Origin of the sequence: Alteromonas gracilis (assembly GCF_043642145.1) — a bacterium.
Lineage (GTDB): Bacteria > Pseudomonadota > Gammaproteobacteria > Enterobacterales > Alteromonadaceae > Alteromonas > Alteromonas gracilis_B.
Genome location: NZ_JBHZRZ010000007.1, coordinates 93555 through 113759, shown reverse-complemented (window position 1 = coordinate 113759; position 20205 = coordinate 93555). Strand labels below are relative to the sequence as shown.

The following is a 20205-nucleotide window of genomic DNA, read 5'->3' as shown; positions in this document are numbered from 1 at the left end:
TTTATGGATGCTGTTAAAAAAAGTCTGATCTCACTTCACTTCACGGTAATTTTACTTGGTGGTACCGCCCTATTCTCAAGGCTGGTACCGCTTAGTGCCAGTGATATCACTTTGGTACGCTCGGTTTTTGCCTGCATAGCGCTATTTGCCTTTTTGAAACTGGCAAACAATAAAATAAAGCTTAATTCCAAAAAAGACTACGGTGTTGCCCTAGGCTTAGGCGTGTTGATGGCGCTGCATTGGGTGACGTATTTTGCTGCCATGCAATACGCTGGCGTGTCTGTGGGAATGATTGCCCTCTTTACCTTTCCAGTGATTACGGTGCTTATCGAACCTTTTTTCGAACGAGTAAGACTGGTATGGCAAGATATTGTCTCAACGCTTACCGTGGTTGCTGGCGTTTATTTGATAGTGCCAGAAACATCATTGGAAAATGATATTACCCTTGGGGTGTTAATCGGTATCGCCTCTGCCATTTTGTATTCGTTTAGAAACCTTATACACCGCAAGCACTTTAAGCACTACAGCGGTGCTCAAGCCATGGCGTGGCAAACGTTGGTTATTAGCCTATTGTTACTTCCTGTGGGAAGCGCTGATATCAGCGCTGCATCTGCTAACTCTTGGCTAATGCTCTTGCTGTTAGGTACTGTGTTTACCGCGCTTCCTCACGCGCTTATTGCCACCAGCCTACGTCATCTTAGGGCAAAAACCTTCTCGTTAATTGCTTGTATGCAGCCGCTGTATGGCGTTTTTCTTGCTATTATTTTGCTTAATGAAAAGCCCGGGTGGAGTGCACTACTTGGTGGTATTCTTATCACCTCGGCGTCGGTGTATGAAACGCTTAATACGCATAAACTGCATAACTCAAACAATTCATAACGCACAATTTTAACCCCAAGGACTCCATTGCCTATGCTTATTTTTGCGCACAGAGGGGCCAGCAAAGCGGCGCCTGAAAACTCAATTAAAGCATTTAACTTGGCTTTTAAACAAAAGGCTGACGGCATTGAGTTTGATACTTACCAACACGAAAGCGGTATTGTGGTTTTTCACGATAGAACCTTGGCTCGCCGCGCACGTGAACCAGGCTATTTACTTGATGTGCCGTGGCAGGAACTCAGCGAAATGGATATTGGCGAGGGTGAGCGAATACCTACGCTTGCAGATACCCTTAGCTGTGTTGCTTATGATAAGTGGTGCAATATTGAAATAAAGCACCTAAACAACGTAGATAGCTGGGTTAAAGAAGTTAAAGAAGCGGTGAGCCAAAGCGCTTTAGACGTCGACAAACTGCTAATTTCCTCATTCAATCATCACTGGCTTTACGCTATTTCCAAGCGCTGGCCAGAAGTAAAGATAGGCGCACTATCGGCAAGTTACGAGTTAGACTGCACGGCAAGCGCTCGCGCACTAGAGGCTTTCTCAGTAAACATTGCACTAGATGCCGTTGACAAAATTTTTGTTCAAACCGCCCTTAGCGAAGGGTTTGAAGTGTTTGTGTATACGGTGAACGAACCCAGAGATATGCTGATGCTAAAAGAATGGGGTGCAACGGGTATATTCACCAATGTGCCAGACATTGCCCTTAATGTTCTTTCTGAATAATTTTATGGAACTCGCGGATAAGTCGCCCTCACGATCGGTAATACGCAATGCTCGGCAATACACGGGGCTTTGCAATACACAGCGATCGCCCAATACGCGTTAGACCTAAAATCCAGACATAAAAAAACGAGCCAACGGCTCGTTTTTTTCATTTCGCTTAATCATTTTTGCACTTAAGCACTATTTAAACTCGGTAGATAGATGCTCTGAGAACACCGAGTTTTTGCAACACTTGCATTGTCTACACAAGCGCATATTTACCCAATGGCCCGCAACGATAAGTGCGGCACCTAGGGCGATAGTAAACGGCTCGTAATGATGCCCAAAGATATCTTTGTGCCAATAAATCGCGCCGCCAGCAAACAGCAACGCTAACGGATAGTATTTGCCGTGGTAGCGAATAGCGCCACTTAATAATGCGACAGCGCCCACAATTAACGAAAATGTGAGAATGGTTCTTTCAAACCACGCTTGCGCAAAAAAGCTTGAGCCTATAAGCGGTAGCAGAGGTACTAAAACGGGTAGCGCAAGGCAGTGCAGCGCACACAAACTCGACACCCAAATGCCAAGCTTGTCTAGTTTTGTAGGGTTCTCATCTATTGGCGTCATTACACTCGTTACCACTAAAGAAATTTGATCGCGAACATTTCGCTATGGACGTTATATTATAACAGACTCACGGAAATGAGAAACGTTCCCACATTAAATTTCGATCTTATTAGAGGAAATGAGAGGCTGAACAGCTCACTAAAAACTATTCATTGAGTGCTGTAGCAGCTATATCCGAAGCATTTTTTGGTGTGCTGCTTTGCATAAAATCCTTGTTCTGCCGCACAATCTCAATTTGTGTATCAGTATTGCTATGTTTCTTGATACCCGAAGTGAGTGCAGCTGTTTGATCTTGAGCCTTTGCGAATTGTTTTGCTACTTTGGGAGCATGTGAGAAATAGTCGGCAACAGACGTAAGGGTAAACCCTTCTTTTTCCAGTGTGGGCAAATGAGCCTTTAAAAAATTGACCGTCGCTGGATGAGGGTGACCAATAACTACAACATGGCCTTTTCTTTTTGCTATACGCTTCATTTGATTGAACTGCTTAAGCAGAAATTCAGGTTCCAGCTTATGATCTAGGAACACTTGTCGACTAGCGTTAGGCACACCCAGTTGCTCAGCAATTTCGCCACCTTTGGTAAGCACCGTAGTACGACTGTCGACAAAAAACAGCCCTTGGCGTTTTACTTCCTTAAGCAACGCTTCCATTGCCTCTTGCTGGCCAGTAAAGGCACTGCCCATATGATTATTGATACCTACCGCGTTTGGCACACTTTTCATCGCCCTACGCACGTTGTGTGTTATAGCACCAGCGAACATATCTGTAGTTAGGCCAAGGGGCCCCATATTGACGCCGTTTTGCGCTTGCATAGGCATGTGAAGCATTACCGCTCTGCCCTCTTTCTCTGCGCGGTGCGCTATTTGTGAAGCTAAAGGCGTTTGGGGAAGTATAGAGAATGTGATTTCTTTGGGGAGAGAGAAAGCAGCGATATCGGACGGCCTGTAACCCAGGTCGTCTAATATTATTATTATGTCTGTCTTTGCTTTTACTTGAAGGCTAACAAGCCCGCATAAAACAAAGATTATACAAGGCGTTAGCAGACGCAAAAGCATCTAATTCACATCCATTTTTCATCATTATTATTAAGCGCACACTACACATTACTGTGTTTTATTTTTTTCTTGAGCTTAAAGCCCTTTGCTTAAGCATACCAACAACTGCTTCAGTTTCAACATTGTTGCCTTACAAGTGCACTTAAGCCTTCATGATTCAATTCTAAATCATGCTAACGCAATGCGAAAACTAACTATTTAGCATGAAGACTAGCTAGTCTAGCCACGAAGAGGGATTAAGCGCCTTACCTTTGTGACGAATCTCAAAATACAGATTAGGATACTCTTGACCGCCACTTCGCCCAACGAGTGCAATGCGCTCTCCGCGTCTAACTTCATCACCCGCCTGCTTTAGTAACGCTTGGTTGTGACCATAAACACTCATGTAGCCTTCACCGTGATCGACAATAGCAACCAGCCCAAAACCTCGTAGCCAGTCGGCATACAACACCTTACCTGGTGCAATGCTGTTAACAGGGTCGCCTTCTGCGCCATCAATAACAATGCCTTTCCAAGACACCTGCCCTTGGCGACGACTGCCAAACAACTTTCGTATTCTGCCTTTAACTGGTGCAGTTAGCTTACCTTTAAGTTTGGCTAACCCATCCATACGAACTTCAGCTTCACGAGCAGCACGTTCTGCAGCAATGCGGGCAGCTTCAATGGCGTCTATGAGTGCTTTCTCGTCGGCCTGTAGCGACGCTATGCGCTGGTTGTCTGATGCAATGGTTTTATTAATTTTTTTAAGCGTTTTCTTACGGTCGTCTTGGCGTGTAATAAGCACAGCGCGTTGGCCCTCTTGCTCATCTTTAAGCACCGCCAGCGACTGCGCTTTTTGGTCAAGCTCTGCGTTTACCTCTTCAAGCCGTGCAACGTTGCCTTTGAAGCTATCAATTTCTTTTTGGCGAGCTTTGGCAACATACTGGTAGTAAGTAATTACACGCTCGAAGGTACGAGCATCATCTTGATAAAACAACATTTTTGCGTAGTCGTAATGCCCCGCCATGAATGCGCTTTTTAGCTGACTAGACAACAGCGATTGCTGTTTGCGGATGGCGGCCTTAAGTGTTTCTTGTTCGCCTTCGAGCGTTGCTTGCTCTTGTTCAACGTCTTTAAGCGCTTGGCGAGTATTGGCTAGCGCCTTGGCGACTTTCGCAATCTCTAACTCAGACGCCTTAAGCACATTTTCTAATTCTTGCGCACTGGCTTTATTGTTTTCCAATACCTGCTGACGAGCGCGCAGTTCGGCCTGCAGTTCAGCCAGCTTTTCTTTTTGCGCGTTAGCACCGTTTTCTTGCGCCATTGCACCACTTCCAATCGACAGAATAGCAAGTGCAACAAGGCACTGAATGATTGAAAATAATGACCGTAATGACATAACGCGTGCTTAAAACCTCAACTTATTACAACGATGACGTACTGTTTTTATCGTCACTGTTATCATTGCTACTAGATATGTTTCTCAGTGTATCTGACGGTCATTCATATGCCCAGTGCAATTTAGTCGTAATATCAATCATCTAAAGTAATTCCTACGAACCCCATAAGAACAACATTCATCTTACTGAAAGGTAGGCTGGTTTCTCGCCCAGTTTTCTATATACTTTGCACTCTTTTCATGGTCTGTAGACAGGGTTAGAGGTAATGGATCAACTAATAGAATTTGCTAGCAACAACATTATTCTTGCTGGTATTTGGGTTGCGCTGATTGCCATGTTGATATTTAGCTATATCAGTGCATGGACATCTTCGGTAAAAGAATTAAGCACTCACGAAGCAACGCTTTTAATGAATAAAGACGATGCAATTGTGCTAGATACACGCCCTGCGAAAGAATTTAAAGCAGGTCATATTTTAGGTGCCAGACAAATTAAACCTGAAGAGCTGCGTGAGAAAAACTTTAAGAAACTTGAAAACAGCAAAGACAAACCCATTATCGTAGTATGCGCTATGGGTAATCAGGCTCGTGGTACAGCAAATGCGATGATGAAAGATGGCTTCGCGAATGTGAATGTATTAAAAGGCGGAATGAACGCTTGGCAAAGCGCCAGCCTTCCCGTTTCTAAATAACAGGTAACCTTTATGAGCAAAGTAGAACTTTACACCAAGGGCCACTGCCCATACTGCCATCGTGCAAAAGCACTGCTAACGCAAAAAGGTGTAGAATTTATTGAGTACCCAATAGATGTTAAGCCAGAGTTGCGCGATGAAATGATTGAGCGCGCAAACGGTGGCTGGACTGTACCGCAAATTTTCATTGAAGATCAGCACGTAGGTGGCTGTGACGATATGATGGCTTTGGAAGCACAAAGTAAACTAAATCCGATGTTGGGATTGGCGTAAGACGTCAGCGCATACAGCAACGCACTACATTAAATTAAAACGACAATTAAATAGGAAATACCATGGCTGACGAAAATCAGACAAATAACGGCGAAGCAGCTGGCGCACAAGCGCAACAAGGTGCTCAATTCAACATTCAGCGCATCTACACAAAAGACATTTCTTTTGAGTCTCCGAATGCACCTGCGATTTTCACTAAAGAGTGGAAGCCAGAAATTAAGCTAGACATCGACACTAGCACTAACAAGCTAGACGAAAACGTGTTTGAAGTAGTGCTTTCTGTAACGGTAACAGCAACGCTAGGTGAAGAAACTGCGTTTCTTTGTGAAGTTCAGCAAGCAGGCATCTTCGCAATTGGCGAAATGCCAGACCAAAACAAAGCGCACACACTAGGCTCGTTCTGCCCGAACATGCTTTTCCCATATGCGCGTGAAACGATTTCTAACTTGGTTAACCGTGGCACTTTCCCTCCACTTAACCTTGCACCAGTAAACTTCGACGCTATCTTTGCGGCTTACGTACAAAAACGTGCTCAACAAGCGCAGGGCGAAGCGCCTAAAATGGACGCTTAATTAAAGTGGACATGAAGTCGAATTCGGTTTCAGTATTGGGGGCGGGGTCTTACGGCACCGCCCTTGCTTTTTGTCTTGCCAGAAACGGCAACTCAACACTGCTTTGGGGCAGAGATGAAAAGCATATTGCTGAAATGGCGACAAGCCGTGAAAATGCGCGATACTTGCCCGGCGCTACGTTTCCAGACTCTTTAGTTGTTAATGCAAATTTAGAAGAAGTGGTCGCTGCTAGCCAAGATATATTGGTGGTAGTGCCAAGTCATGCATTCGCAGCCATGCTGCAAAGTTTAAAGCCATTGCTTAAATCACATCAACGCATCATTTGGGCCACCAAAGGGCTTGAGCCTAAAACAGGCCGTTTACTTCGCGATGTGGCAGAAGAAATATTGGGAACTGGATATCCGCTTGCCGTGTTATCGGGCCCTACCTTTGCAAAAGAAATGGTGGCCGGTTTACCTACTGCTATTTCGCTTTCCTCTACTGACGACACATTAAGCGATGAGTTTGCTGCGAAGCTACATTGCGCGAAATCGTTCCGCGTTTACATGAACTCAGATTTTACCGGTGTTCAGTTAGGCGGTGCGGTGAAAAACGTTATCGCTATTGGTGCAGGTTTAGCTGATGGCTTAGGCTTTGGCGCTAATGCACGAACTGCATTAATTACGCGTGGCTTGGCAGAGCTTACGCGTTTAGGCGTTAAGCTAGGGGCAAACCCAGAAACCTTTATGGGTATGGCAGGCCTTGGCGACTTGGTATTAACTTGTACCGACAACCAGTCGCGCAACCGTCGTTTTGGATTGGCATTAGGGCAAGGCAAAAGTGTTGATGTTGCCATGGCAGAAATTGGTCAAGTGGTAGAAGGTTACCGCAACACCGAAGAAGTACATGTGTTATCTAAGAAAGTGGGTGTGGAAATGCCTATTTGTGAACAGATATATGCTGTGCTTTATCACGGGAAATCACCAAAAGAAGCGGCATTAGCCCTACTTGGTCGAGACCTCAAAAAAGAAGCGTAAGCACTACGCTTCTTTCTCTTTTCAACATTGTTGTTACCTTAGCGCATAGGCAACGTTTTAAGAACCGCTTTAAACGCGCGTTAAAAACCGCTTAGCTTTACTATCGCGCACCTTCATAGCCAAACTGGCGCCAGCTTTCGTACACAAACACCGACACGGCATTAGACAAGTTCATACTTCGACTGTCTGGCAGCATAGGAATACGCACACGCTGCTCGGGTGGTAGCGATTGAATGTAATCGTCTGGCAGGCCACGGGTTTCAGGCCCAAAAATAAGCGCGTCACCCTTTTGATAAGTTACATCGCTATGAAACGCTTTACCCTTTGTGGTGCATGCAAATACTCGGTTTGGCTTTGCATCTTCAAGGTAAGCTTCTAAATTGGCGTGGCGCTTAACGTGCGCAAATTCGTGATAGTCTAAGCCCGCACGACGCACGCGTTTATCGTCCCATTCAAATCCCAGCGGCTCAATTAAGTGCAGCGTAAAACCGCTATTTGCGCACAAACGAATAATATTTCCTGTGTTCGGGGGAATTTCTGGTTGATAAAGTACAATGTCGAGCATGCTTTTCTAACTTACCTTCACAATTAATAACCGCGCTATTTTATAACGAAAAGCACCGTTTCATCACCCTAACGTTTACTTTTAATCAGTGCCCAATAAATATTTACAGCTGACCTTGCCTACAGCCTCTTCTTAATGACAACATTCAAACTTAATTTCACTGCTTTAGCCATTGCCAAGGCAGTGGTCGGCGCTAGCCCTCTGTCAGAAAATCGAGAATGCGAGACAGAGAGCGTTCTCGAATTTCATCAGACTCTGTGAAAATTTCATGATAAGCGCGGGGCACAATTTCAAGCTTTACATTTGGCATTTGCTGTGCAACCCGGCGCTGTCGCTTGTTATCAATAATGGCGTCGTCGTCTGCACTTAAAACAAGTGAAGGCGTTGTAATGGCCCGTGCACTATTTTCAATTTTATTCATCGCTTGGTGCGCTGCGGCTAACCATTCAGTAGTCACCCCGCCCAGCTGAATCTCTTGCTCTTCATCATAAAGCTCTCGAAACAATGCATAACGGGTTTTACTGTGAGTAAGCTTATTGAGCGAAAAAGGGAATGCGATGTAAGGCGCTTGTCCAAAAAAGTAGCCGGCATCTTTCTTTTGCATGCGGTTAACCGCAAGACCTGTGCGAATTAAGCCGTTTGCTAGCCAATTAGGTAACGAGGGCTTAATACCAAACATCGGAGAAGCCAGCACCGCTTTTGAAAACATGTTAGGTAAACGCAATAGCGTTAACGCACCAATGGCACCGCCCATTGAGTGACAAACCAGCTGTAAAGGGCCATGCTGCATGGGTTTAACAATAGACTCTACGAAGGTGACAAAGTCGTCTACATAGTCATCAAAATGCGCTACATAGCCATGCTGGGGATCCCTTGTCATTCTATCCGACAAGCCTTGCCCTCTATGATCTAAAATGAATACCGCGAATCCATTTTGATAAAGATCGTAGACAAACTCTTTGTACTTAAGATAAGACTCGATACGTCCAGAGCAAATCACAATGGTTGCCCGAGGCGCGGTTGGAGCACAATGCGCATAGCGCACTCTTACGTTACCTTTTCCTAAGAAGTGGCCTTGCGTAACACTGTCTTGCCAAAAAGGATTAATATGCGTGGCAAAGGTGCTTGCTAAATTATTTTCAGACGTAAACGTCCAGCTCATAAATACCCTTTTACAGTGAAGTCGCACTTTCAAAAAACGACACTATTTTAACGTACAGCGTTCGTGAATATTTATCGTTACGACTTTGGAAGCGACGATGTTGGAAACGATAGCGTTACCCGCAGCCCACCGTGCTTTGCAGGTTCAGCATTAATACGCCCATGATGCAACTCCACCGCCGCTTTTGCAATGGATAAACCTAACCCGACGCCACCTGACTCGCGCTCTCTAGCAAGCGTTGCTCTGTAAAATGGCGAAAATATGCGCTCACACTCTTCATTGCTAAGCCCATCACCGTCATCGGTTATATGAACATACCAATGGTGCGCGTCTTCACTAAACGTCACTTGTGTCACTAACTTGCTATGGCGAATGGCGTTGCGAAGTACATTTTCTACCGCACGACAAAACATCATGCTATCAATCACAACAGTCTTTTGAGGAATATCTTCAATACTCATTTGCTTGTTCATGTTCGCAGCTTCAAAAGCCGCATCGGTGAATACGTCATTAAGCACTCGAGAGAGCACATGCTTTTGCATTGTCGCTTCACCTGCTTCAGCCCGACTTAATGTAAGTAGCTGACTTATCAGTGCCTCCATTCTATCGGCTTCCCGCTCAACACGAGCAAGCGTTTCGGGGTCTACATTTTGCTGATGAGCAAGACCCAGCGCCATTTGTAAGCGAGCGAGAGGAGAACGCAGCTCATGGGAAACATCGGCTAAAAGCCGTTTTTGCGAGCCCCACATCGACTCTAGCTGCTCTGCCATTTTGTTAAAATCCCGAGCAAGATGCCCTAACTCATCCAGACGTTTAGCGGCTTTGCCTACTCGCGTTTGCCAATCACCGCTTGCAAGGCGTTTCGCTGAACCTTGAATATGCAGTATGGGATTGGTGAGTGACTTGGCAAATAGCCAGCTTAGTAATGTGGTGGTAATTAACGCGATAGATAGAAACAGTACAATGGGCGGCGTTTGCTTTTCAGGCATTTCTAGCTTTACGGTAAAGAGCGCATAACGCGCGTTATCGCGTTCAAAAAATACCGGGCCCAATACTTTAAACGCACCCCGTTTTACGGCAATAGGCGACGTTTGTTCAACTAAGCGAAGCAAGTCTTCTTTGTCGTTATCGCGAAGCGGAGGACCTCCTCCTGAAATCAAGCGCTTATCACTTAAGTTTACAGCAACCAATCGGCCTCTAACGCCTCTGGAATTTCGAGCAAGAATATTAGGCAACGACATATTGTTAAAACGCCTAAACTGCATGCGGTCGATAACTAGTGTCATCGCAGCAATTTCGCGGGGCTTGATGGGCACAACCTGTAAGTCTTCAAAAAAGAGGCGGCTTCCCCATATGGCAAGCAATGATGTAACGATAAATGTTGCCCAAAACCATAAAAACAAACGCCCCATTATGGCGCGTGTGGGGCTTAGCGTGCGTAACTGGCCTAGAAGCTTTACCATTAACGGTTTCCAGCAATTAACATATAACCTACCCCTCGGATGGTTTTAATTTTTTCATCAAGGGCCACAGCGCTTATCTTTTTGCGCAAATTGCTCACGTGCATATCTATGCTTCGGTCAAACGCTTGCAGGGGCTTTCCAAGTATTTTTAGGCTTATTTCATCCTTGGTTACTCTATGGGCCGCATTAAGCATAAGTAGCCTTAAAATCAGAAACTCTGTTGTAGTAAGCGTTAACTCTACATCGTCAACTTTGGCCAGCTGACTACTGGGGCTCAAGAAAATACCGTTTACGAATAAGTCTTGCTCTGAGGCACCATTAGAAGAAGACAGGTTATGGCGGCGTACTATGGCTTTAATTCGCGCTACAAGTTCGCGATGATTGAAGGGCTTAGGCAAATAGTCATCAGCCCCCATTTCCAGCCCCAAAATACGATCGTAATCGTCGCCTCTTGCGGTAAGCATAAGAACAGGGGTGCTGTGACTAGCACGGAGCTTTTTCAATACATCGAAACCGTCTATTTTCGGCATCATCACATCAAGTAAAATAAGGTCGTAGTGGCGCCCAGATATGGCTTCAGATAGCCCTTCCTCTCCATCATTACGAACCTGAACTTTGTAGCCCATACTCGATAGATAAGTCGAAAGCATCTCTGTTAGCTCTAAGTCATCGTCAATAACAAGAATAGACTGCAAATGAAAATCTGAACTCATGGTATTAAACTCTTTAACTACTAGATTCATGAAAGTGCCTGTAAATTGTAAAAACTTCAACTTACGCTTGCGATTAGGCTTTTTTGAGCCCTGCTTACTGCACTGGCAAACGCATACTATATCTTTTCAGACCTTTACAATCATAAATCGGCGATACCTTTACATAAGCTTTACAGAGTGTTGACTGCTTTTTGATTTCAGCGCGCTACGATTAGCGTGTCTGAACAATGAGGAGACGACAATGAAAAAGTTTTTAATTGCTAGTGCGAGTATTGCAGCTATGTGCTTCGGTAGCTTCGCGATGGCCCAGATGGCTGACCATGGCATGCGTGATCACGAAATGCGAAATCACGAAATGGTTAGAAAAATGGGTGAGCAGCTAAGAGGTCTTGACTTAAGCGACGCTCAGCGCGAAGAAATAAAAGCGCTTGTTGCAAGTTACAAAGAGAAACACCCTCGACACGAGCGAAGAAAAAGCGAAAGACCGAATTTCGATATTGCAACGGCTAGTGACGCTCAAATTACTGCGTTTGTTCAAACTCAGTTTGAACAGCGAGAGGCCAAGCACTTCGCCCTTTCAAAACTTCGCCATGACATATTCAACGTGCTGGATGAAAGCCAACAAGCAAAAGTTTTAGACAAGCAAGCGAAACGCGAAGCAAAAGGCGACAAGTGGCGAAGCCATACAAGAAACGGCGGCGATCACAAACGTAACGGTTCTGGGTATGAAGGTGCAGGGTTTAAAGGTCTCGAACTGAGTGACACCCAAATCGCGGATATCGAAGCGCTTCGCGATACTTTCAAAGACACCGCAGAATCAAATAGAGAAACTATGCGTAGCTTCAAGGACGCCCAGCGACAGCTTATCCAAAGCGCCAACTTTTCACAGGACGCATGGAGCGCGCTAGTTACTCAGTATGAAGAGCAACTTATTAACGCTGGTGTTGAGCGAATTAAACATCGTCAAGCCATGTTTGCTGTGCTTACTGATGAACAACAAGCCACGCTTAACGCAAGAAAGGAAGAAGAGCGTTCATTAAGGCAAATTTTCAGACTGTAACGTTTACTGCTCCTCTCATTAGAAAAAAACGCTGGTATTGCCAGCGTTTTTATATCTCACCATTATTAGCCACCAGCTGATTGAATCAAGCAATCGCGACTTTGCGTTTTGATTTTTTTCGGCCTTTAAAAATTTGGCTTAACCGGTTTGTAGTCAGGAGATAAAAACAGCGGCGACGTTATGACAAGGTCTGCTGTTGCTGGCGTGCACGCTACGGGTACGTTCCAAACCGAACATAATCGCAATAGTGCTTTCACATCAGGGTCGTGAGGTGCTGGATTTAACGGGTCCCAGAAAAAGAAAAGCGCATCGAGTTTATTTTCAGCAATAAGCGCCCCTATTTGTTGGTCACCACCAAGTGGTCCGCTTTTATATCGCGTCACTTCAAGCCCAGTTTCACTGGCAATTAACCCACCTGTTGTGCCTGTGCCCACCAAGTTACACTGTTTAAGCACATCAATGTGCTGTTTAACCCACGCTAACAGTTCAGGTTTTTTATGATCGTGCGCTACAAGCGCTAAGGTAAGTTTGCCCATTTTCTTTCCGAGTTTAATTCAAACATCAACGGTAATGCTCACTGTTCACACCTTTGACAGCTCGTCTACTTAAGCACCAAGGCGTTTACGCCCCCCCGCTTTAATATGAACGGCTAAGTAAAACGTTCAATATTAATCAATTACCGCATTCAGTGATTTCCCGACAGATAAGTATAAATATTCAATTCTATTAATTAAGCTGTCAACTTACTGTCACATCTATAAATATATTATTAGATTTAATTTTTACACAGATTAAAGCGCAATACACAATAAAAATATTTATACATTTTTATTGCATAAACATTCAATTTAGATAAACTAGTTGACGGTTAAAGCATCCAGCCCGCTATTTTGGGTTGCGACATGATAGGAATTGATGATGACACAACCAACTCGCGTTGTTGGTTTTACCACTGACAACGAGAAAGAGTTTACCTCTCCCCTGGCTGGCTACACCATGCATAGCACACGACGATGCGTGTGCACTTCTATGCTTATTCGGTAGCACACTTTTTACCTTTGTGATGTGGTCGCGGTTAGGCAGGGATTTACGCCCAACCAGTTCATAAAGGTAAAAAGTGAATTTTTTCTCCTTTTATTGAATTTTTAAATTATGTATAGCGTTTCAATTATTGGTGCCAGTGGTTACACAGGGGCACAACTTGTTCAGTTGGTTATTCAACACCCAAAACTAGCATTAGCGGGGACTTACGTATCTGAAAATAGCAGCGATGCAGGTAAAAACATTGTAGAGCTTCACGGCAACTTGGCGCACGTTAATGCTACGCTAACGCCTATTTCAGATTCAGCCCTAAAAGACATGGCTAACGGTGTCGATTTTATATTCCTCGCTACACCACACGAGGCCAGCCACGATTGGATGTCTATCTTGTCTTCTGGTAAAGCCAAAGTGCTCGATTTATCGGGTGCGTTTAGGCTAAAAGATACGAATGTTTTCGAACAGTTTTACGGTTTCCCTCATACGCAAGCACAAAGCCTAGCTCAAGCTGTTTATGGCCTTGCCGAATGGCATGAAGCGCAAATTGCTAGCGCAAACGTTATTGCTGTTCCCGGTTGCTACCCTACTGCGAGCCTTAGTGCACTTAAACCGCTTGCTCACTGTAATTTACTTGATGAAAGCGTACGCCCTGTAATTAACGCCGTTTCCGGGGTATCGGGTGCTGGCAGAAAAGCCAGTCTAACCACCAGCTTTTTTGAGGTAAGCCTTCAGGCATACGGCGTACTTGGGCACCGTCACACTCCTGAAATTGAGGCTTATTTAGGTACACCCGTTATTTTCACGCCGCACTTGGGCAATTTTAAAAGAGGCATCTTGGCAACGGTAACCGTTAAAGTTAAAACTGGAACTACCAGCGCGCAACTTGAACAAGCGTATTCTGGCGCCTATGCTGATAAACCCATTGTGCGTTTGCGCAAGAGTTTTCCAAAAATTGATGACGTTGCTCACACCCCATTTGTTGATCTTCACTGGAAGTTAGACGAGGCATCTGGGTATGCAGTGATTACTGCTGCTATAGACAACGTAATGAAAGGCGCGGCCTCTCAGGCTATTCAGTGCCTTAACATAATGACGAAACAACCAGTAGAGACAGGGTTAGTACTATGAGTGTTTCACCTATTGTAATTAAAGTTGGCGGTGCATTACTTGACGATGCAGCGGCAATGACGCGCTTATTTTTAAGCATAAAAGACGTACAAGCCAAACGCCCTGTTGTTGTAGTACATGGCGGCGGCCCATTAGTAGAAACACTAATGGCAAGCCTTGGCTTACAAAGCACAAAAATTGATGGCCTTCGGGTTACGCCCGACGAGCACATGCCTTATATCTGCGGAGCCCTCGCCGGCTCTGCCAATAAACAGCTTTGCGCTGCAGCATTGGCTTCGGGCATTACTCCAGTTGGTTTGTCGTTACTAGACGGCAATATGGTGGTGTGTGAGCCACTGGCTGACCAATATGGAGCCGTGGGCGTGCCATCAACGGCCGATGCTTCGTTCCTTAAAAGCGTGCTTGCGCAGTCAACCCTTCCTGTTATCAGCTCTATAGGCTCAAGCCCCCATGGTAGGCTGCTAAACGTCAATGCAGATCAAGCGGCCACAGTTATCGCAGAGCTTCTTAATGCAGAACTATTGCTGCTTTCGAATGTAGATGGGGTGCTTGACGGCGACAAGATGTTAATAAACCAATTAGACGCAACCAGTATCGCCCAATACGCCTTTGATGGCGTAATTACCGACGGCATGAAAGTAAAAGTAGATGCAGCACTGGCCTCTGCAGAAAGCTTAAATAGAGCAGTTTATATTGCGAGCTGGGCTGCCGACGTCAACGACATTTTAAACAAGAAAACGGGCACACAAATACTGCCCTCAGCCCTGACAAATACTAAATCAGCAAACACGGACTTAACAAAAGGCAACGACGGAGAAGTACAATGAAACAGGACCTACTTACCTTTGCAGACTGGACACCAGAGGCAATGAAGAAATTGCTGCAATTGGCTTTAGACATTAAACAAGCCCCTGCAAGCTACAGCAATGTGTTAGCGGGAAAGTCAATTGTTGCCCTGTTTGAAAAGCCGTCTTTGCGAACCCGCGTAAGCTTTGATATTGGTATAAACAAGCTTGGCGGCCACATGGTGTATTTAGATGTGCAGTCGGGCAAACTTGCAGGCCGTGAAGATGCTGTGGACACCGCAGCTAACCTTGCATGCTGGGCTGACGCCATTGTCGCGCGCGTATTTTCTCACGATACGCTGGAAACCTTTTCAAAGGCAGCAAACGTGCCGGTTATTAACGCACTATGCGATAAATACCACCCATGCCAAGGCCTTGCCGATTACCTCACTATGTTTGAACGCTTTGGAAAAACTGAAGGTCTTACCATGGCCTATGTAGGCGACGGCAACAATGTGACTCACTCACTATTAATTGTTGGTGCGCTTTTAGGTTGCAATCAAGTTGTGGTAACACCAGAGGGTCACGAAGCTGCGCCTGAAATGGTGGCACAAGCCAAAGCAATTGCCGAGAAAACAGGTGTATCAATTGTTGAAAGCACGGACCTTAGTGCCGCCAACGGCGCAGACGTTATTTACGCAGATACATGGCTTTCAATGGGTGACGAGACGCCACTTGAAGTGATCAAAGAAAAATTCATGCCTTATCAGGTGAATGAAGCGCTGATGGAAGCAACCGGTGCAAGCTATGTAATGCACTGCCAACCTGCCCATCGCGACTTAGAAATTACAGGTTCGTTAATTGATAGCGATAAGTCGCTATTAATGCAGCAAGCCGAAAATAGAATGCATGGCCAAAACGCCATTCTTACTCAATTACTTAACGCTTAAAAAGACGCCTAAAAAGACGATTAAAAGGATTACTTAGATGCAAAACGTTAAAAAAATCGTGCTGGCCTATTCAGGCGGGCTTGATACATCGGCCATCATTCCATGGCTAAAAGAAAACTATGGCTGTGAAGTTGTCGCGTTTGCGGCCGACGTAGGTCAAGGTGATGAAGAGCTAGAAGGTCTTCACGAAAAAGCTATCGCCTCTGGCGCAAGCGAGTGCCACATTGTTGATTTAAAAGAAGAGTTCGTAAGCGACTATATCTTCCCTACTATCACTACGGGTGCGGTTTATGAAGGCGAATATCTATTGGGTACGTCAATGGCTCGCCCCGTAATCGCCAAAGCGCAAGTTGAAATTGCGCGTAAAGTAGGTGCCGATGCACTATGCCACGGTTGTACCGGTAAAGGTAACGACCAAGTGCGCTTTGAAAGCACCTTTGCTGCCCTAGCCCCAGATCTTACCGTTATTGCGCCATGGCGCGAGTGGGATATGGTAAGCCGTGAAGACCTATTGGCTTATCTTGCAGAGCGCAATATTCCAACCACAGCGTCAGCGACAAAAATTTATAGCCGCGATGCAAATGCATGGCACATTTCACACGAAGGCGGCGAGCTTGAAGATCCATGGCAAGAGCCTACCAAGCAAGTGTGGACCATGACGGTTGACCCTGAAGATGCACCAGACACGCCTGAGCGCGTAACCCTGTCTTTTAACGAAGGTAAACTGACTCATGTTGATGGTGAAGCGTTATCGCCTTATCAAGCCCTAGTAAAACTTAATACCGTAGCCGCGGCTCACGGTGTTGGACGTATCGACATTGTTGAAAACCGCCTTGTAGGCATGAAGTCGCGCGGCTGTTATGAAACACCAGGAGGCACCGTACTGCTTAAAGCGTATAAAGCACTAGAAACTATGGTGCTAGATAAAGCTGCACTTAAATACCGTGAGCAAATTGGCCTTGAGTTCTCACACGTCATGTACGATGGCCGTTGGTTTACGGCTCTTAACGATGCGCTACTTGCGGGTGCTGCTTCTTTTGCCAAGAAAGTGACTGGCGATATCGTGGTTAAGCTATACAAAGGTCAAGCTACGGTTACACAGCGCCGTTCGCCAAATAGCCTTTACTCTGAAGACTTTGCCACCTTTGGTGCCGACGATGTTTACGACCAGAAGCACGCTGAAGGCTTTATCCGCCTATTCAGCCTTTCAAGTCGTATCGAAGCACTGAAAAAACAAGGTGAACAGTAAGCTTAATTATTAACGAGTAAAGCTAAGGTAAGAACAGCATTTAAGGAGCATCACATGGCGTTGTGGGGTGGCCGGTTTGAATCCGGCGCAAGTAGTATGTTTAAACAGGTTAACGACTCGCTGCCGTTTGACCAAGTTATGGCAAGCCAAGATATTCAAGGCTCTATCAGTTGGTCGCGCGCGCTGCAAAAAGCAGGCGTATTGAGCGTTGACGAACAAGCCCAGCTTGAATCAGCACTGAGCGAGTTAAAAGCAAAAGCTGATGCGGGTGAATTAGACTTTAACGCATCTAGCGAAGAAGACATTCACAGCTTTGTTGAGGCCGCACTTATAGAGAAGCTTGGCGACATTGGCCGTAAACTTCATACCGGGCGTAGCCGAAACGACCAGGTTGCCACCGACTTTCGCCTGTGGGTACGTGAACATATTGCCTCACTTCGCGCTGATGTTTTAGGTGTGATCAAATCGCTTCTTAATGCCGCTAGCCGTCATCAAGAAGCGATCATCCCTGGTTACACGCACTTACAGCGTGCACAGCCTATACACTTTGCACATTGGTGCTTAGCTTACGTTGAAATGCTAAAGCGTGATTTAAGTCGTTTAGACGACTTAAAAGTTCGCATGAATCAGTGCCCTTTAGGCTCTGGCGCATTGGCAGGCACTACGTTTCCTGTAGACCGCTATGCTATTGCAGAAGAACTAGGCTTTGACTCGCCATGCCTAAACAGCTTAGACGCTGTGTCGGACAGAGACTTTGTACTAGAACTTTTATTTGTTGCCAGCACCAGCATGATGCACTTGTCACGTCTTGCCGAAGATATGATTTTCTATAACTCTGGCGAAGCAGGATTCTTACAGCTGGGTGATAGCGTAACTTCAGGTTCATCGCTTATGCCACAGAAGAAAAACCCTGACGCGCTAGAATTAATGCGCGGCAAGTGTGGCCGCGTGTTTGGCGCTTTGCAGGCGCTATTAGTTACCATGAAAGGCCTTCCTCTTGCGTACAACAAAGACATGCAAGAAGACAAAGAAGGCGCTATCGATACAGTAAATCAGTGGCATATTTGTTTGTGTATTGCCAGCGAGGTGCTTGACTCGTTGCAGCTTAACGAGGAGCGCTGCCGCGTTGCGGCAACCCAAGGTTTCTCTAACGCCACTGAGCTTGCCGACTACTTGGTGGGTAAAGGTGTGCCGTTTAGAACAGGTCACGATATTGCAGGGCGCGTTGTGCTTAAGGCTATCGACAAAGGCTGTGCCATTGAAGATTTACCGCTAAGCGACATGCAGGCTATTTGCGACAAAATTGAAGACGATGTTTATCCGGTACTACAGCTAGAGTACGGCGTTAATCAACGCAATATCTTAGGCGGTACCAGCAAAGAAACCGTGACGAAAGCACTGTATCAAGAGCTGGAAAACTTAGATAAGCAAGGGTAGCGAGAAGGAACTGCTTAGATGGTATTAGCGCATCATGACGGCATAAAACTGTTTCGCAGTTCACTGCCCTATATTAATGCTCACCAAGGGAAAACCTTCGTATTGATGTTTGGTGGCGAAGCCATTGAACATCCCAATCTCCCCAATATTATTCACGACATTGCCCTGCTTAATAGCTTGGGCGTGCGTGTTGTCGTGGTGCACGGTGCCCGCCCACAGATTGATCAGCGCGTTGCCCTTCGCAACATTGAAGGTCGCTTTGAAAGCGGCGTGCGTATTACCGACAAACAAACCCTTGAATGCGTAAAAGATGCCGCAGGCTCGGTACGCTCTCAGGTAGAAGCCCTGCTTACTATGGGGCTTCCAAACTCGCCCATGCACGGCTCGCAAATACGCGTGTGCTCGGGTAACTTGGTTGTTGCAAAGCCGATGGGCGTGAGAGGCGGTGTTGATTTTGAAAACACCGGCTTAGTGCGCCGAATCGATACCACCGGCATTAACGATCATTTAAACGATGGCTCAATTGTGCTGCTATCGCCCATGGGCTATTCATCAACCGGAGAAGTGTTTAACTTATCTCACGAAGATGTAGCCACACAGGCGGCTATTGCCCTTAAAGCCGACAAACTTATCGTATTTTCAAACTTTGATGGCGTATATAACCGCGACGGTCGATTGCTTCGCACTATTGAACGCCCTCAGTTGGAACAGCTCATCATGGCAGGTGATATCACCACCGAAGTTACGGTATTAAGCGCCCTTACCACCAGCGTTGCGGCAGGCGTACCTCGTGCACACTGCATCAGCTATGAGAAAGACGGCGCACTGCTTCAAGAGCTGTTCACTCGTGACGGCACTGGGTCGCTTGTGATGGAGCACCATTACGAGCAGCTGCGTGCCGCTACCATCGACGACGTAGGTGGTATTTTGAAACTAATAAAGCCGCTAGAAGAAAGCGGCGTATTAGTGAAGCGCTCTCGTGAGCGTTTAGAAAACGAGATAAACCAGTTTATTGTGATAGTGCGCGACGGCATGATCATCGCCTGTGCCGCCTTGTATTTATACCCTGAAGACGGCTGCGCCGAACTGGCCTGCGTGGCGACTCACCAAGATTATCGCGGGAAAAATCGTGGCGAGCGCATTTTAGATGAAGTGCGAGCGCGCGCTAAAGAAGCGGGTATTAGCAGCATTTTTGTGCTCACCACGGTTACCGCGCACTGGTTCTTAGAACAAGGCTTTGAGCCTGCTGACATTAGCGCGCTGCCGTCGGTGAAAAAAGAGTTATATAACTTCCAGCGGAATTCAAAAGTATTCACCCTCGCCGTTTAAGCGAGTACCTTTTTTACCACGCAAATGCGCGGGCTTACTCGCCCCAGATAAGCCACTGCATTTGCGTACTCATCGTCTATTATCATCAAAATAAATAGTCAATATATTGCATTTTCTTGGTGCAAAA

General features: G+C 45.9%; 21 protein-coding genes. 13 read left to right on the top strand and 8 right to left on the bottom strand.

The window, feature by feature from the left end; translation table 11 throughout:
* Window positions 1-3 precede the first annotated feature (3 nt).
* Both ACHUFN_RS14140 and ACHUFN_RS14135 read left to right on the top strand, forming a co-directional pair.
* A complete protein-coding gene (locus ACHUFN_RS14140; RefSeq protein WP_394223075.1) occupies window positions 4-879 on the top strand; it encodes a DMT family transporter in 876 nt (291 codons plus the stop codon).
* 33 nt (window positions 880-912) lie between these two features.
* Window positions 913-1605, top strand: coding sequence for a glycerophosphodiester phosphodiesterase (locus ACHUFN_RS14135; RefSeq protein WP_394223074.1), 693 nt, complete (start codon window positions 913-915; stop codon window positions 1603-1605).
* A gap of 180 nt (window positions 1606-1785) precedes the next feature.
* Here the strand turns inward: ACHUFN_RS14135 and ACHUFN_RS14130 are convergent, their stop codons facing one another.
* The 3 genes from ACHUFN_RS14130 to ACHUFN_RS14120 form a co-directional block, all read right to left on the bottom strand.
* Window positions 1786-2214: a MerC domain-containing protein gene (locus ACHUFN_RS14130; protein WP_394223073.1), complete on the bottom strand. Its 429-nt coding sequence runs from the start codon at window positions 2212-2214 to the stop codon at window positions 1786-1788.
* Window positions 2215-2359: 145 nt separating this feature from the next.
* The gene (locus ACHUFN_RS14125) at window positions 2360-3268 is read right to left on the bottom strand and encodes a divergent polysaccharide deacetylase family protein (protein ID WP_394223072.1); all 909 of its coding nucleotides are present in this window, start codon (window positions 3266-3268) and stop codon (window positions 2360-2362) included.
* Window positions 3269-3482: 214 nt separating this feature from the next.
* Window positions 3483-4646, bottom strand: a complete 1164-nt coding sequence (locus ACHUFN_RS14120; RefSeq protein WP_394223070.1) for a murein hydrolase activator EnvC family protein — start codon at window positions 4644-4646, stop codon at window positions 3483-3485.
* Between the two features lie 266 nt (window positions 4647-4912).
* Between ACHUFN_RS14120 and ACHUFN_RS14115 the strand changes: the two genes are divergently transcribed.
* The 4 genes from ACHUFN_RS14115 (at window position 4913) to gpsA (ending at window position 7199) form a co-directional block, all read left to right on the top strand.
* On the top strand, window positions 4913-5338 hold the full coding sequence (locus ACHUFN_RS14115; protein ID WP_394223069.1) for a rhodanese-like domain-containing protein: 426 nt from the start codon (window positions 4913-4915) through the stop codon (window positions 5336-5338).
* A gap of 12 nt (window positions 5339-5350) precedes the next feature.
* The gene (grxC, locus tag ACHUFN_RS14110) at window positions 5351-5611 is read left to right on the top strand and encodes a glutaredoxin 3 (RefSeq protein WP_394223068.1); all 261 of its coding nucleotides are present in this window, start codon (window positions 5351-5353) and stop codon (window positions 5609-5611) included.
* A gap of 62 nt (window positions 5612-5673) precedes the next feature.
* Entirely contained in the window at window positions 5674-6183 is a 510-nt protein-coding gene (secB, locus tag ACHUFN_RS14105; RefSeq protein WP_394223067.1) for a protein-export chaperone SecB, read from the top strand.
* An 11-nt stretch (window positions 6184-6194) separates the two neighbouring features.
* On the top strand, window positions 6195-7199 hold the full coding sequence (gene gpsA, locus ACHUFN_RS14100; RefSeq protein ID WP_394223066.1) for an NAD(P)H-dependent glycerol-3-phosphate dehydrogenase: 1005 nt from the start codon (window positions 6195-6197) through the stop codon (window positions 7197-7199).
* 100 nt (window positions 7200-7299) lie between these two features.
* Here the strand turns inward: gpsA and trmL are convergent, their stop codons facing one another.
* From trmL to ACHUFN_RS14080, 4 genes are all read right to left on the bottom strand, one after another.
* Window positions 7300-7764, bottom strand: coding sequence for a tRNA (uridine(34)/cytosine(34)/5-carboxymethylaminomethyluridine(34)-2'-O)-methyltransferase TrmL (gene trmL, locus ACHUFN_RS14095; protein ID WP_394223065.1), 465 nt, complete (start codon window positions 7762-7764; stop codon window positions 7300-7302).
* Between the two features lie 193 nt (window positions 7765-7957).
* Window positions 7958-8926 carry an alpha/beta fold hydrolase gene (locus tag ACHUFN_RS14090; protein ID WP_394223064.1) on the bottom strand — a complete coding sequence of 323 codons (969 nt, stop codon included), beginning with the start codon at window positions 8924-8926 and terminating at the stop codon, window positions 7958-7960.
* 77 nt (window positions 8927-9003) lie between these two features.
* Window positions 9004-10389 (bottom strand): ATP-binding protein, encoded by a 1386-nt coding sequence (locus tag ACHUFN_RS14085; protein WP_394223063.1) that lies wholly within the window; start codon window positions 10387-10389, stop codon window positions 9004-9006.
* Entirely contained in the window at window positions 10389-11132 is a 744-nt protein-coding gene (locus ACHUFN_RS14080) for a response regulator (RefSeq protein WP_394223062.1), read from the bottom strand. Before ACHUFN_RS14080 ends, ACHUFN_RS14085 begins: the two co-directional genes overlap by 1 nt.
* A gap of 211 nt (window positions 11133-11343) precedes the next feature.
* On the opposite strand from ACHUFN_RS14080, the gene ACHUFN_RS14075 reads away from it, so the two are divergent.
* Window positions 11344-12162 (top strand): Spy/CpxP family protein refolding chaperone, encoded by an 819-nt coding sequence (locus ACHUFN_RS14075; protein WP_394223061.1) that lies wholly within the window; start codon window positions 11344-11346, stop codon window positions 12160-12162.
* A gap of 125 nt (window positions 12163-12287) precedes the next feature.
* Here ACHUFN_RS14075 and ACHUFN_RS14070 read toward each other — a convergent pair whose 3' ends face one another.
* Window positions 12288-12698 carry a methylglyoxal synthase gene (locus ACHUFN_RS14070; protein WP_159613236.1) on the bottom strand — a complete coding sequence of 137 codons (411 nt, stop codon included), beginning with the start codon at window positions 12696-12698 and terminating at the stop codon, window positions 12288-12290.
* 616 nt (window positions 12699-13314) lie between these two features.
* Here ACHUFN_RS14070 and argC point away from each other — a divergent pair.
* From argC to argA, 6 genes are read left to right on the top strand one after another with little or no spacing between them, the layout of a single operon-like run.
* Window positions 13315-14328, top strand: coding sequence for an N-acetyl-gamma-glutamyl-phosphate reductase (gene argC, locus ACHUFN_RS14065; protein ID WP_394223060.1), 1014 nt, complete (start codon window positions 13315-13317; stop codon window positions 14326-14328).
* Complete coding sequence (argB, locus tag ACHUFN_RS14060) at window positions 14325-15155, top strand: acetylglutamate kinase (protein WP_394223059.1); 831 nt, start codon at window positions 14325-14327, stop codon at window positions 15153-15155. The genes argC and argB overlap by 4 nt, the downstream gene beginning before the upstream one ends.
* Window positions 15152-16063, top strand: coding sequence for an ornithine carbamoyltransferase (locus ACHUFN_RS14055; protein WP_394223058.1), 912 nt, complete (start codon window positions 15152-15154; stop codon window positions 16061-16063). The genes argB and ACHUFN_RS14055 overlap by 4 nt, the downstream gene beginning before the upstream one ends.
* A gap of 37 nt (window positions 16064-16100) precedes the next feature.
* Entirely contained in the window at window positions 16101-17312 is a 1212-nt protein-coding gene (locus ACHUFN_RS14050) for an argininosuccinate synthase (RefSeq protein ID WP_394223057.1), read from the top strand.
* 54 nt (window positions 17313-17366) lie between these two features.
* Window positions 17367-18749: an argininosuccinate lyase gene (gene argH, locus ACHUFN_RS14045; RefSeq protein WP_394223056.1), complete on the top strand. Its 1383-nt coding sequence runs from the start codon at window positions 17367-17369 to the stop codon at window positions 18747-18749.
* Window positions 18750-18767: 18 nt separating this feature from the next.
* Window positions 18768-20078 (top strand): amino-acid N-acetyltransferase, encoded by a 1311-nt coding sequence (argA, locus tag ACHUFN_RS14040; RefSeq protein WP_394223055.1) that lies wholly within the window; start codon window positions 18768-18770, stop codon window positions 20076-20078.
* The last annotated feature ends 127 nt before the right edge of the window (window positions 20079-20205 follow it).